Source organism: Roseococcus sp. (genome assembly GCF_965227005.1).
Lineage (GTDB): Bacteria > Pseudomonadota > Alphaproteobacteria > Acetobacterales > Acetobacteraceae > Roseococcus.
Window position 1 is genome coordinate 26854 of record NZ_CBDDFJ010000031.1, and the last position, 13765, is coordinate 40618.

General features: G+C 71.4%; 11 protein-coding genes. 3 read left to right on the forward strand and 8 right to left on the reverse strand.

The window, feature by feature from the left end; genetic code table 11:
- Position 1: 1 nt before the first annotated feature.
- Positions 2 to 1033, reverse strand: coding sequence for a hypothetical protein (locus tag ACO057_RS15420; RefSeq protein WP_421993295.1), 1032 nt, complete (start codon positions 1031 to 1033; stop codon positions 2 to 4).
- Positions 1034 to 1165: 132 nt separating this feature from the next.
- Here ACO057_RS15420 and ACO057_RS15425 point away from each other — a divergent pair, with 132 nt between their 5' ends.
- Entirely contained in the window at positions 1166 to 2071 is a 906-nt protein-coding gene (locus ACO057_RS15425) for a glycosyltransferase (RefSeq protein ID WP_421993297.1), read from the forward strand.
- On the opposite strand, the gene ACO057_RS15430 is transcribed toward ACO057_RS15425, so the two are convergent.
- On the reverse strand, positions 2055 to 4265 hold the full coding sequence (locus ACO057_RS15430) for a glycosyltransferase (RefSeq protein ID WP_421993299.1): 2211 nt from the start codon (positions 4263 to 4265) through the stop codon (positions 2055 to 2057). The genes ACO057_RS15425 and ACO057_RS15430 overlap by 17 nt on opposite strands.
- Positions 4266 to 4427: 162 nt before the next feature.
- On the opposite strand from ACO057_RS15430, the gene ACO057_RS15435 reads away from it, so the two are divergent.
- Positions 4428 to 5429, forward strand: coding sequence for a hypothetical protein (locus tag ACO057_RS15435; protein WP_421993301.1), 1002 nt, complete (start codon positions 4428 to 4430; stop codon positions 5427 to 5429).
- A 5-nt stretch (positions 5430 to 5434) separates the two neighbouring features.
- Here the strand turns inward: ACO057_RS15435 and ACO057_RS15440 are convergent, their stop codons facing one another.
- Complete coding sequence (locus ACO057_RS15440) at positions 5435 to 6409, reverse strand: tripartite tricarboxylate transporter substrate binding protein (RefSeq protein ID WP_421993303.1); 975 nt, start codon at positions 6407 to 6409, stop codon at positions 5435 to 5437.
- A 157-nt stretch (positions 6410 to 6566) separates the two neighbouring features.
- On the reverse strand, positions 6567 to 7523 hold the full coding sequence (locus ACO057_RS15445; protein ID WP_421993305.1) for a tripartite tricarboxylate transporter substrate binding protein: 957 nt from the start codon (positions 7521 to 7523) through the stop codon (positions 6567 to 6569).
- An 87-nt stretch (positions 7524 to 7610) separates the two neighbouring features.
- On the opposite strand from ACO057_RS15445, the gene ACO057_RS15450 reads away from it, so the two are divergent.
- The gene (locus ACO057_RS15450) at positions 7611 to 8045 is read left to right on the forward strand and encodes an acyl-CoA thioesterase (RefSeq protein ID WP_421993307.1); all 435 of its coding nucleotides are present in this window, start codon (positions 7611 to 7613) and stop codon (positions 8043 to 8045) included.
- A gap of 5 nt (positions 8046 to 8050) precedes the next feature.
- Here the strand turns inward: ACO057_RS15450 and ACO057_RS15455 are convergent, their stop codons facing one another.
- From ACO057_RS15455 to yidC, 4 genes are all read right to left on the reverse strand, one after another.
- Positions 8051 to 10873 carry an ATP-binding protein gene (locus ACO057_RS15455; protein ID WP_421993309.1) on the reverse strand — a complete coding sequence of 941 codons (2823 nt, stop codon included), beginning with the start codon at positions 10871 to 10873 and terminating at the stop codon, positions 8051 to 8053.
- Between the two features lie 176 nt (positions 10874 to 11049).
- Positions 11050 to 11931 carry an acetylglutamate kinase gene (gene argB, locus ACO057_RS15460; RefSeq protein WP_421993311.1) on the reverse strand — a complete coding sequence of 294 codons (882 nt, stop codon included), beginning with the start codon at positions 11929 to 11931 and terminating at the stop codon, positions 11050 to 11052.
- A 96-nt stretch (positions 11932 to 12027) separates the two neighbouring features.
- Positions 12028 to 12699, reverse strand: coding sequence for a ribosome biogenesis GTP-binding protein YihA/YsxC (gene yihA, locus ACO057_RS15465; protein WP_421993313.1), 672 nt, complete (start codon positions 12697 to 12699; stop codon positions 12028 to 12030).
- Positions 12696 to 13765, reverse strand: a 1070-nt coding sequence (gene yidC, locus ACO057_RS15470) for a membrane protein insertase YidC (RefSeq protein WP_421993315.1), incomplete at its 5' end; no start/stop codon positions are given. The genes yihA and yidC, both read right to left, overlap by 4 nt.

A 13765-nucleotide genomic window follows, 5' to 3' on the forward strand; every position in this document is an offset into this window, starting at 1 on the left:
CTCAGGAGCGCACGCGCCAGGCGGTGGCGCCTTCCTGGGTGAAGAAGCAGCCCTCCACCCGGCAGCCCATCGCCTCCAGCGTGGCGATCAGCCCGAGCCGGCGCTCCAGCGGCACCAGCAGCATCATGAAGCCGCCTCCGCCCGCGCCAGAGACCTTGCCGGCATAGGCGCCGGCGCCCATTGCCGCGGCCTGCACCTCCTCGATGCGGGCATTGCTGATGCCGGCCGCCATGGCGCGCTTCTGCTGCCAGCCCTCGCGCAGCGTCTCGGCCAGCAGCTCGAAGTCGCCGCGCAGCAGCGCCTCCTTCATCTGCTGCGCGGAGGCCTTCAGCGCATGCATCGCCTCGATGGACTTGGTGGAACCTGAGCGCACGTTCTGGCTCTGCTCGGCGATGATCGTCGCACTCTCGCGCGAGACGCCGGTGAAGCAGAGCATGGTGCGCGAGGCGAGCTCGTTGGCGACCTCCTGCTTGATCTTCAGCGGATTCACGATGACGCGGTCGTTCGCGTAGAATTCCATGTAGTTGAAGCCGCCGAAGGCCGCGGCATACTGGTCCTGCCGGCCGCCATGCAGGCCGATATCCTGCCGCTCGATCACATAGGCGAGATGCGCCACGTCGTATTCGCCCAAGGGCAGGCCGAGCCATTCGGTGAAGGCCTGCACGAGCGCCACCACAATCGCCGAGGAGGAGCCCAGGCCCGATCCGGCCGGCGCCTCGGAGAAGGTGCTGATCCGCACGGCCTGGGCGCGGCCCTGGCCGTAATCGGCGATGATGCGGTTGTAGACGGCCTTGGCGATGTCCAGCTCGCCGTCCAGCGGCAGGCGCGCGGCCAGCGGATAGGCGCGGCGGCGCTGGAGATCGACGCTCTCGACGACGATCTCGTCGCCCGTCAGCGGCTCCACCATGGCATAGGCGTAGCGATCGATCGTGACGTTCATCACCGCCCCGCCATGCAGGTCGGTATAGGGGGAGACGTCGGTGCCTCCTCCGGCGAGACCGAGGCGCAGCGGGGCACGGGCACGAATGATCAAGAAAGACGTCCTTCGCGGATGGGGCCGGACGCCGTCCGGAGGGGTCCTGCTATGCCGCGCGACGCCGGCTTTGGGAAGCTGGCGAAGACCCCTGGGCTTGACGGCGAGCCCCTTCGCGGGACCTTGCCGGCCATGGCCCCCATCCACGTTCTCCTCGCGACCTATAACGGCGCCCCGCATCTGCCCGAGCAGCTCGCCAGCCTCGCCGCCCAGGAGGGGGTGGATTGGCGTCTGCTCTGGCGCGACGATGGGTCGAACGACGGCACGGTGGCGATCCTGGGCGATTTCGCGGCGGCCCATCCGGGGCGCGTGGAGGAGTTGCGCAGCCCGTCCGAGCGGCTGGGCGCGGGCGGCTCCTTCATGGCGCTGCTGGCCGCCGCGCCGGAGGGCGGGGCCTATGCCTTCATGGACCAGGACGACGTCTGGCTGCCGGACAAGCTGGCGCGCGCGGCCGCGCAGCTGGGCGAGGGCGTCGCGACGGTGGTCTGCACGCGCCTTACCTTGGTGACGCCCGAGCTCGCGCCGATCGGGCTCTCGCCCGTGCCGGACCGCGCGCCGTGCTTCGCCACGCTGCTGGCCCACAACATCGCCGCCGGCTGCACCATGGTGATGGATGCGCGGGCGCGCGGCCTCGTGCTCGGCCTGCCCTTCCCGCAGGGCGCGCTGCACGACTGGTGGTGCGTGCTGGTGGTGACCGGGAGCGGCGGGCGGCTGATCTTCGATCCCGAGCCGCGCATCCTCTATCGCCAGCATCCGGGCAATCTGGTGGGTGGCGCCTCGGGGCTGCGCCAGCGCGCGCGCCGCGCCCTGGCGCGCGGGGCGGACAGCTTCCTCGCGCCGCTCGCCCGGCACGCCGCCGCCCTGCGCGACGCGCCGCTGACCCCCGAGGCCCGCCGCACCCTGGCGGAGGTGGAGGGCCTGCGCGCCGCCTCGCCGCTTCGCCGGCTGGCCGCCTTGCGGCGGTCGGGCCTGGCGCATCACGCGCGTGGAATGGGGTTGCTGCTGCGCGCCTGGGTCGCCTTCAGCCGGCTGCGCTGATCCCGCCGGCGCGCGGTGCGGCGGTCTGTTCCGCCGCCTCGAAGGCCGAGGCGAGGTCGAGCCGCAGCGCCTCCTGCGAGAAGCGTCCGGAAGTGAAGCGGGCGGCGGCCTCGGAGCGCTGGATCCAGTACCGGTCGTCGGTGAGCAGTCGCAGGATGGCGGCGGCGAAGTCTTCCGGCCGATCGGTCACGTCGATGGCCTCGCCGAGCCCCTCCAGCCCTTGTGCTCCGACCTGTGTGGTGACGAGGGGCACGCCCTGGTGCAGCGCCTCGACGACCTTCATCTTTACCCCCGCCCCGAAGCGCAGCGGGCAGACGACGACCCGCGCGGCGTCATAGCGCCGCGCCAGCTCCGCCTCCGTCACGAAGCCCGTGACCTCGATCTCCTCGCCCGCCAGGGCCTGCACGGCCGGGGTGGGGTTGGAGCCCGCAAGGGTCAGCCGCGTGCCCGGCCGCGCGGCGCGGACCCGCGGGAGGATGTCGCGCACGAACCAGACCGCTGCGTCCTCGTTGGGGCTGTGCCCGAAGCCCGCGACGAAGAGCAGCCCGTCCCGGCCCTCGGGCACGGGGGCGGGGCCCTCGCGCTCGGCCAGGGCATAGGGGGTGATGGCGCGCACGGCGGCCCCCGGCTCCAGCGCGCGCACGGCCTGGGCCTCCTCCTCGGAGGGGTAGAGCGAGAGATCCGCCCCGCGCCAGGCCAGGCGCTCCTCGGCCAGCAGCCGCTCGGCTTCGGCCAGGGCTGAGGTCTGGCCGGTGGCCTCGGCCTCGCGGCGGACGCGGGCGTGATGGAGGTCGTGGCCGTAGAAGACGATGGGCGCGGCGGTGTGCCGGCGCAGAAGCGCGAGCGTCTCGGCCGCGACATGGGGGCGCGAGAGCAGCACCTCGTCGATCTCGGCGCCGTTCTCGGTGATCCATCTCGCGAAGGAGCCCGACCAGGGTCCGTAGAGCACCTCCACCCCGCGCTGCTGCAGGGCCTCGGTATAGCCGGGCAGAGCGAGGCCGTTCAGCGGCCAGAACTTCACGACCCGCCCGGCCGCGATCAGCGCCTCCATGAAGGCGACCATGGTGCGCGAGCCGGCGTCGCGATCGGGCTCGGGGACGTTGTTGTCCAGCACGAGGGTGACCTTGCGGTGCCGCGCGCGGTCGCGGGCGCGCAGGACGCGCTGGCCGTTGGGCAGCTGGTCCTCGGCGAGGAGGCCGGCCCAGCGCTGGAGGAGCTTGTCGCGGTTGGTGACCTGGTAGGCCTTGAGGCCCTGGTTGGTGTCGGTGCCGTGGGAGACGCCCTCGTGGTGGATGACGATGGCGCGCGGCTGATAGAGCACGCTGCGCCCGGCCTGGCGGATGCGCAAAGCGAGGTCGCTGTCCTCGCAATAGGCGGGCAGGTAGTGCTCGTCGAAGCCGCCGAGGGCGCGCCACAGGTCGGTGGGGATCATGATGGCGGCGCCGGAGATGTAGTCGGCCTCGCGCAGATAGCAGTACTGGGGCTTTCTGGGGTCGTCGCGGTTGCCGTAGTTCCAGGCGGAGGCGTCGTCCCAGAGGATGCCGCCGGCCTCCTGCTGCCAGCCGTCGGGATAGAGCAGTCGCGCGCCGGCGAGGCCGGCCCGGGGGTGGTCGCGCAGGGTGTCGAGCAGGGCGTCGAGCGCGCCGGGCATGACCTCGGTGTCGTTGTTGAGCAGGAAGAGGAACTGGCCGCGTGCGTCCAGTGCGGCAGCGTTGCAGGAGCGCAGGAAGCCCAGATTGGCGGTGCGCTCGGTGAGGCGGATGCCGCGGACCTGGCGCAGCTGGGGCAGCTGGGGATCGGCCGAGGCGTCGTCGGCGACGAGGACCTCGAAGGGGACGCGCGGCGGGTGGGCGGCGAGGGTGGCGAGGCAGCGCAGGGTGTAGTCGACCTGGCCGTAGGTGGGGATGAGGATGGACAGGACCGGCGCGTCGGAGGTCGGCAGGACCAGGCTCGCGGCGGCCGGCGTGGGGAGGGCGGCGGGAAGGCCAAGGCGGGAGCGGAGCGGCGAGCGGGTGCCGGCACGGAGCATCACGGTGTCCACCAGGAAGGCCCAGCGCGCGCGGATCATGTCCTGGCGCGCGCGCAGCTGCGCGGGCAGCTGGCCGGACACGGTCCAATAGGCCAGCTTGCGAAGGCGCCGGAACTGACGGGAGAGAAAATGCTTTCCCGGATGGGCAGGCAGGTCGACAGGCATTCGAAATACAACCCCTTACGGGCCGGGCCGTTGCACCGCCGCCCGCCTCCGATACCAGTTGCGGCAAGGCATGCAAACGCCGTTGGCGGTCATCGATTGTTAACCGATCGGGAAGGAAGCTGTGGCGGTGCCGTGTCCTGCCGCCCCCATGTTGTCGCCCCGATGTTGAAGGTCGAGGATCCGAATCCCCGTCTTCTCGATCCCTTGGCCTTCGATCCTGTGCGCTTTCCCGGCGTCGCGCCGGACGAGGCATGGCCCCCCGCGGCCTTCGATTTCGACGCGACCTGGCTCGCCGATCCCAGCCTCGCCTTCGAGCGCGCGCCCTCGGGTGGAATCATCCTCGTCCGCCGCTTCGAGGCGCTGCGCCTGGTCCTCGACATCGAACAGGCGCATTCCGCCCTCGACATCCCGCCCGCCAGCCGGGACTTCCGCCTGCTGCGGCTCATGCCCTCGGCGCTGCGCCTCGTCGAATCGGTCAGTCCCGGCGATCCCATGCCGCCCACCTTGCGCGGCGAACCACTGCCGCCGCCTGAGGACCATCAGCTCTACGCCGCCACCACCGCGCTCGTCTCCGCGCTGGAGCGTGGTTCCGGGGAGGCGGGCGGCGCCTTTCTCGACGCGCTGCGCCGGACCCCGCCCGGGGCGCATATGTTCGAGCTCGCCGCGGCGCGCTGCATCGGCGAGGGCGGCTTCGCGCTGGAGCGCGTGGCCGGGCTGGCCAAGGGGCTGCAGCGCCTGGCCTGCGCGCATGCCGAGGTGCTGGCCGCCGCCGCCGCCCAGCCCGATTACGAGGGCATGGAGCGGATGGTCTCCGCCACGACCCGCGTGCTGGTGCGCGAGGCCGGCTGGTCGGGCGACCTGCTGGCGCATGCCCTGCGCCAGATCGATCCCTTGGCCTCGGTCCCGCGCGAGACGGCGGAGAACCTCCGGGCGGCGGCCGTCGCCATGCTGGACGGCAACGCGACGCTCGGCGCGGCAACCCGCCTGGCGGCGGCGCAGGCCAGGGTGCGGGACCGGCTGGTGGAGCTCGGCCTCTTCTGGCGGCGGCTGGCCGCCGCCTGGGCCAGCGTGCATCCGCAGCTCACGGACCGTCGCGAGGTGGACGGGCTGTGCCGGAACATGCTGCGGCGCCTCGCGCTGAAGGCGCTGTACCAGGGGGCGTGATCGCCCTAGCGCTCCCGCCAGGGCCGGCGCTGCCACAGAACCTGCAGCTGATCCTCCGTCCGCTGGGCCATCGCCCGGTAATCCGCCCCGACGAGGGTGTGCAGCGGCATGAACTGGCGCCTGGCCTCGCGGAGGAAATCCGTGTCGCGCAGCGCCACCGCGAAAGCCGCCGTCAGCCGCGCGGTCATCGCCTCGGGCAGGCCGGGCGGACCGATCAGCCCGCGTTCGGCGCCGTTGAGCACCTCGAGCCCCTCCTCGCGGAAGGTCGGCACGTCCGGCGCCTCCTCCCAGCGGGTCTCGGCGGCCTGGGCGAGGATGCGCAGCCGCCCCTCGCGCTTCATCGCCAGCGCGTCGCCCACATTGATCGCGGCGAAGTCCATGTGGCCGCCCAGCAGCTGCGGGATGAGCGGCGCGGCCCCCGGGAAGGGGATATGGACCAGCGGGGGCACGTTCGCCGCCTGCTCGAAGTTCAGCATAAAGAGATGATCGTCCGAGCCCACGCCCGTCGTGCCGTAGGTGAGCTGGCCGGGCCGTGCCTTTGCGGCAGCCACCAGGTCCGCCACGTTGCGAAAGGGGCTGTCGGCGCGGACATAGAAGCAGTTCGCATCGCCCACGACATTGGCGAGGAAGGTGAAATCCATCGCCCGGTAACGCGCGGGGCGCTCCATCGGGATGGCGTTGTGCGCGGGCAGGGTGGTGGCGCCGAGGGTATAGCCGTCGGGCGCGGCGTTGAAGATCGCCTCCAGCCCGATCTGCCCGGCCGCGCCGATCTTGTTGGTGACGACGTGGCGCATGCCGGGAATCTGCGCCGCGACCAGGGGCATGACGATCCGCGCCATCACATCCACGCCGCCGCCGGCGGGGAAGGGGATGATGACCTCGATGGGGCGCTCGCCCGGCCAGGCGGCCTGCGCGGCGGCGAGGCGCGGCGCGGCGAGCGCGGCCGCGCCCCCCGCCAGAATCTGGCGACGGCTGGTCATGAAGGCCTCCCTGAATTTTCAGGGAGCGTGACGGGGCCGGCACCTCCGGCGCAAGGGCAATCTGCCTGGAGTGCGATCCGTTCCGGTGGAATCGCCGAAACGGTGAAGCGCCCTCTCGGCAAAGGCCGAAGCGCGATCCGGCGCGGCGGATCGCGCTTCACTCGCGCCAGGGCCGCCGCCGCCACCGCGCCTGGAGCGCGGCATCCTCCGCCGCCATCATCCGCCGATAGGCTGCGCCCACGAGCGGGCGCAGCGGGAGTGTCTGCGCCTCGGCCTCGCGGAGGAATTCGGGATCGGTCAGCATGTCCCTCAACGCGAGCTCGAATTGCAGCGTCACCTCGCCCGGCAGGCCCGGCGGGCCCGCGATTCCGCGCGTGGCGCCGCCGCGCAGGTCAAAGCCGCTTTCGCGGAAGGTGGGCAGGTCCCCGATCGCCGCCCAGCGTTCCGGCGCGGCCAGGGCCAGGCCGCGGATACGTTGGCTGCGCAGCAGCGGCAGCGCCTCGCTCGCCGGGAAGGCGGCCAGCGGCAGGGTTCCGGCCAGCAGGTCGCGCTGGATCGGCCGGATGGCGGCATAGGGCACATGCAGCAGCGCGATTTCCGCGGCCGCCTCGAAGTCCATCAGGAGCAGGTGGTCGTCGCTGCCGATGCCCGTGGTGCCGACGCCGAGCTCGCCCGGCCCGCCGCGGGCCGCGCGCCGGAGGTCGGCGAGGCTGGTCCAGGGGCTGTTGGCCTTCACCCAGAATCCGCCCGGATCCTCGACGATATTGGCGAGGAAGGTGAAGGCTTCCGGCTCGTAGCGCACGCGCCGCTCGATCGCGAGGGCCTGCAGCGCCGCGCCCGTGACCAGGCCCAGCGCATAGCCGTCGGCGGGCGCGTGGAAGAGCGCCTCGAAGCCGATCTGCCCGCCCGCGCCGGGCCGGTTCACCACGGCGATGCGCGCGCCCGGCATCTGCCGCGCGAGATGCCGCGCGACGAGCCGTGCCAGCGCGTCGGGCGGGGTCGCCGCCGCGGCGGGGACGAGGAGATCGATCGGGCGGTCCAGCGGCCAGGCGGCGCGGGCTAGGCGCGGCGCCGCCAGCAGGCCTCCCGACAGCAGGATGCCCCTGCGGCGCAATGGGTGATGTCTCATGCGATCCAGGGCGCAGGGTGGATGGCGGGAGGGATTTCGTCCAGCCTGCGCGGCTCAGAACGGGAGTCGGGCATGGCATCGCTGGCGGAGGAATTCGGCGTCGAGGGCGAGTGGAGCGTGATGGTGCGCCACCGCATCCGCTGGGCGGAATGTGATCTCTACGGCCATGTGAACCACACGGCCTATCTCGTGATGTTCGAGGACCTGCGCGTGGACCATTGGCGCTCGCTCGGCCAGGTGCTGCGCGCCGATGCGCCGGGGCCGGTCGTGGCCAAGCTGGAGGCGCGCTACGTCCGCGCCCTCGGCTTCCAGGACGAGGTGCTGCTGACGATGCGCGTGCCGGGATTGCGCAACACCAGCTTCACGCATGACTACGCGGTCTGGAAGGGCGGCCTCTGCTTCGAATGCAAGGCGCTGCTGGTCTGCGTGCAGGACGGTGCCAGCACGCCGATTCCGCCCGAGGCGCGGCGGCTGATGATCGAGCGGGACGGCGCGAAGCCCGCCTGAGCGCCTCAGGCGGCCGCCTCGGCGAGGGCGTAGCGCGGGAAGGCCCGCCCCAGCTCGACCAGCAACGCCGCCATTCGCCCCGGCGCCGCGGGATCCCCCTCGCGAAGCGCCCTGAGGACGAGCCGCGCCGTCTCCGTCAGTTCGGGCTCGCCCAGATGCCCCAGGATGCCCGCGACGGCATGCATCGCCTCCAGCTGGGCACGCCCCTCCAGTCCGCACCCCTCCCGTCCGGGCGCCTCCAGCTGCTCCAGGCGCCGGCGGAGCTCGGCCAGGAAATGCGGGCGCAGCGCGGCGAGGTCGCCGCTCGCCGACCCGGAGGGATCGGCGATCATCGAGGCCAGCATCCGCAGGAGCTGAAGGCGCTCCACGGGCTTGCTCAGATGCGCCGCCATGCCTGCCGCGCGGCAGGCCGCGACGTCCTCGGGGAAGACGCTGGCCGTGACGGCGACCACGGGCATGCGCCCGGCCGCGCCCGGCAGGGCCTTCAGCCGCCGCGTGGTCTCGAGGCCATCCATCCCCGGCATCATCACGTCCATCAGCACGATGTCGAAGGGCCGGTCCTCGCCCGCGGCGCGTTCCACCGCCGCCAGCGCGCCGGCGCCGTCGAGGACGGTCTCCACCTCGAAGCCGGTCGTCGCCAGCAGGGCCCGCATCACCGAGAGATTGGCCGGCACGTCGTCCACCGCGAGCAGGCGCAGCCTGCGCACGGGATCGGCATCGGCGTCCGGCATCCGGGCGAGGACGGGTTCGGGCGCGACGGCGACCAGCGGCAGCTCCACCCAGAAGCAGGCGCCGGGACCGCCGCGGGCGTCGGTGCAGCCGATCCGCCCGTCCATCAGCGCCGTGAGCCGGGCGGTGATGGACAGCCCCAGCCCGGTGCCCTCCGTCTCCGAGGGGGCGAGGCGCGTGAAGTCGGTGAAGAGGCGGTCGCGCTCGCTGTCCGGCACGCCCTGGCCCTGGTCCAGGATCTCGATGCGCAGCACGGGCGGCACGGACCGCGTCGTCACGTCGAGGCGGACGGTGCTGCCGCGCGGGGTAAACTTCACGGCATTGGCCAGCAGGTTCAGCACCATCTGCCGCAGCCGCGTGGCATCCGCCTCGATGCGCGCCGGCAGCCCCTCGGCCGTGAAGGCGAGCGTCACCTCCTTGGCCTCGGCCAGCGGCTGCACCATGGCCAGCGCGTCCTCGAAGATGGCGGCGGCGGCGGTGGGCGCGACGTTCAGCGTCAGGCTTCGCGCCTCCATGGCCGCGAGGTCCAGCACCTCATTGGCCAGGGCCAGCAGGTGGCGGGCGGTAGCGCCGACCAGAACCGCCTGGCGGCGCTGATCGGCCGAGAGGCTCGCCTCTCCCACCATGCGCCCGGCGAGGCTCAGCAGGCCCGAGAGCGGCGTGCGCAGCTCGTGGCTGACATGGGTGAGCAGGCGCGACTTGCCTGCGGCGGCGCGGTCGGCAAGGTCGCGCGCCTCGGCCAGGGCGGCCATGGTCTGGCGGGCATCGGTGATCTCGCAGAGCACGACGACGGTGCCGCCATCGGCCACGCGCCGCTTGCCCACGCGCAGCCAGCGCCCGTCGGACAGTTCGCGATCGACATGGCTGGCCGGAAAACGATGCGTCTGGAGGGCTTCCTCGACCTGCGCGTCGACCGGCAACTGCGCGTGGTTCCTGTAGAGCCCCCGATTGATCCAGCGCCGCGCGAGGTCCGCGAAGGGCAGTCCCGGCCCTATCCCCTCCTCGCCCAGGTCCATCAGGAGGCGGTAGCGCGAATTGCAGACCACCAGCCGGTCCCTCGCATCCCACAGGGCGAAGCCGTCGGCCAGGCTCTCGACCGCTTCGGCGAGCCGCCGGCTCGCCGCCTCGCGGTCCTGCGCGGCGCGGTGGCGGGCGCCGAGCGCGCTCAGCAGGCCGATGGCGAGGACCAGGATCAGCGTGGCGATGACCGCCGCGCCGATGAGGACGCGGTGGCGGATCCCATACCACTCCGCCAGGGCGACGTCCTCGGGCAGCATGATCACGGCGAACAGATCGGGGAAGGCGATCGCGCGCGTCGTGCCGAACACCTTGCCCTCGCCCTGCCGGTTGGGGGCGCGGACGACGTCGGGGCTCAGCTGGCGCAGCGGGATCAGGGTCCCGCCTTCCAGATGTTCCTGGCCCGGCCCGGCGGCGAGGACCGTCCCGTCCCTCCGCTCCAGCCGGATGCGCAGCGCCGAGGGGTTGACCATGGGCGCCAGGGCCGAGGTGATCAGCGCCGTCGGGATCTCGGCGGCGGCGAGCATGTCGGGCCGGTCGTGCCCGACGGTGATGCGGCGGACCATGACCAGCATGAGCTCGCCGCTCTGCGGATGCGGCACGGGGCCGAAGAGCTCGGTGGTCCCGAGGGACAGTTCCGCGCGCAGCTGTGCCGACGGGATCGCCAGCGGGTGGCCGATGCGCGAGGCCACGGCCGAGGCCCAGACCAAGCCGTCCAGATCGGTCAGCAGGAGGTTGCGGTAGGTGAAGCTATGGGCCGTCATCTCGCGCAGCGCGGGGCTGGCGTGCCCGGCATCGTCGCGGTCGAGGAAGCCCTGGCCCATCAGCTCGCCCAGGCTGACGAGCTGGCCCTCCACCTGCAGGAGATGGCGGTTGAGGAGCGACTCCGCCACATCCGCGGCGCGGGTCAGAACGTCCTCCGTGGCGCTCACGGTCATCAACTCGCCGCGCCAGAGCAGCCGTGCCACGAAGGGAGCCAGCGCCAGAAGGGCGAGGGCGGCCGCGCCGAGGATCAGGACCTTGAGCCGGTTGTAGCTCATGCCGAAGTTGCGAGCGCTCGTCCCGAGGTTCGCGAGCCCCATCCACGCCGGAGCATCTCAGGGAGCGTGGCGTTCCGGAAATCGCCCATCGTGTCAGACCTCTGGGGCGGCGAGCGCTGCGGCCTTCCGCAACCCCGGTCCGTCCCTGCCCAGGAATCTACTACCTGGGCGTGCAATTGTCGCGAAAATATTCACAACTATCGCGCGATTGTCTGAACTCAGGGTTTAATGAGCGTCCCCGCGCCGCCGACCGTGAACAGCTCGCGCAGCACGGCATGCGGCACGCGCCCGTCCAGGATGACGGCCCCCTTCACCCCCTGCTCGACGGCGTAGATGCAGGTCTCGACCTTGGGGATCATGCCGCCGGCGATCCAGCCGGCCGCGATGCCCGCGCGGGCCTCAGCCACCGTCATCTCGGTGATGAAGTTCTTGTTCGCATCCATCACGCCCGGCACGTCGGTGAGCATGAGCATGCGCTCGGCCGAGAGCGCGCCCGCGACGGCGCCGGCCACGGTGTCGGCATTGATGTTGTAGGTGACCCCGTCCGCGCCCACGCCCACGGGGGCGATGACCGGCACGATATCGGCGCCGATCAGCAGCTTCAGCACCTTGGTGTTGATCTCCTCGGGCTCGCCGACGAGGCCGAGGTCCAGCACCTGCTCGATGTTGGAGCCGGGATCCTTGATGGTGCGCGTGGCCTTGCGGGCGCGGATCAGCCCGCCATCCTTGCCCGAGATGCCGACGGCCATAGCCCCTGCGCGGGTGATGGATTCGGCCACCTGCTTGTTGACGGTGCCCGCGAGAACCATCTCGACGACCTCGACCATCTGCTGGTCGGTCACGCGCAGCCCCTGCACGAAGGTCGACTTCACGCCAAGGCGCGAGAGCATGGCGTTGATCTGCGGCCCGCCGCCGTGCACGACCACGGGGTTCACGCCGACCTGCTCCAGCAGCGCGATGTCGCGGCCGAAGCGCAGCGCGGTCTCCTCCTCGCCCATGGCGTGGCCGCCGTATTTCACCACCACGATCTGGTCGTCATAGCGCTTGAGATAGGGCAGGGCGCCGGTCAGCGTCTGCATCTGGGCGAGGGCGTCGTCCATGCTCGGTCCTTGGAAGGCTTTGAACCGGCTATCGGATGCGCGCTGCGCTGCGTCAACCCAGGCCGGGGTCCCGATCGGGCTCCGGCGGTCGTCGATTCAGACGAGAAGGGCCGCCATCTCGGCGCGCAGCTCGTCCATTCCCAGGCCCGTCTCGCTGCTGGTGGTGATCACGAGCGGATGGCCGGCGGGGTGCTTGCGGGCCAGCGCCTCGATCTCGGCGCGGCGCCGGGCCAGCGGGCCGGGCTTCACGCTGTCGGCCTTGGTGAGGATGAGCTGGAAGGGCACGGCCGCGCGGTCCAGCAGGTCCATCACGGCGGTGTCCGAGGGCTTGGTCTCGATCCGGCTGTCCATGAGCAGCAGCACGCGGCGCAGGTTCGGCCGGCCGCGCAGGAAGTCGAACATGAGGCCCTGCCAGTCCTCCTTCATCGCCTTGGAGGCCTTGGCGTAGCCGTAGCCGGGCATGTCCACGAGCGTCATCTCGCTTTCCTCCACGCGGAAGAAGTTGAGCTGCTTCGTGCGCCCCGGCGTGACCGAGACGCGGGCCAGGGAGTTTTGGCCCGTCAGCGCGTTCATCAGCGACGATTTGCCGACATTCGACCGCCCGGCCAGCGCCACCTCGATCCCCTCGGGAGGGGGGAGGTGGTCCAGGCCCTGGGCCGCGGTGAAGAAGTCGCACTTGCGCGCGAAGAGCAGGCGCCCCGCCTCGATCAGGGCGGCGCGCTCCTCGTCGTCGCGGGCTTCGAGGAGGCCGCCGGAGGGAAGGGTCACTTCTTCGCCACGGCGGTCGTCCCACCGCCCTGGGCGGGCGGCCGACCCTTGGCGTCCATCCGCATGATCGACCACTGCTGCGCGACCGAGAGCAGGTTGTTCCAGGTCCAGTAGATCACGAGGCCGGCGGGGAAGCTGGCGAGCATGAAGGTGAAGATCACCGGCATCCAGGCGAAGACCTTGGCCTGGATCGGATCCGGCGGCTGCGGGTTGAGGCGCTGCTGCATGAACATGGTGATGCCCATGATCAGCGCCCAGGCCGGCAGATGGAAGAAGTGCGACGGCTCGAAGGGGAGCAGCCCGAAGAGGTTGAACAGGTTCGTCGGGTCGGGCGCCGAAAGGTCGCGGATCCAGCCGAAGAAGGGCGCGTGCCGCATCTCGATGGTGACCAGCAGCACCTTGTACAGGGCGAAGAAGACGGGGATCTGCAGCAGGATCGGCAGGCAGCCCGAGGCGGGGTTGACCTTCTCCGACTTGTACAGCGCCATCATCTCGGCCTGCATCTTCTGCGGCTCTTCCTTATAGCGCTCCTTGATCTCGGTCATCTTCGGACCGAGCACCTTCATCCGGCTCATGCTCTTGTAGGCTTTGTTGGCGAGCGGGAAGAAGGCGATCTTCAGCGCGAGCGTGAAGATCAGGATGGCGATGCCGAAATTGCCGGTGAAGTGGAACAGCCAGTCGATCGCGTAGAAGAACGGCTTGGTGATGAAGTAGAACCAGCCGAAGTCGATCGCCTTGTCCAGGTTCTGGATGTGCAGGTCGTCGGTGTAGCGGTCGAGCAGCCGCACTTCCTTGGCGCCGGCGAAGAGGCGCGTCGAGAGCTGGCCGGTCGCGCCGGCCGCGATGGTCTGGGGCGTGGGCGGGGCCACGTCGACCTGCCAGCGGTCGATCGCGCCGTCGGCGGTGTGGCGGAAGGCGCTGCGCACGGGCACGCCGTCCTCGCCGCGGGTGAGCGCGGTCAGCCAGTACTTGTCGGACAGGCCGGCCCAGCCCTGGGTCGCCTCGTTGTCCCAGGCCGAGCCCAACGCGCGGCGCTCGCCCGTCTGGGCCTTCTTGCCGTCGCTAT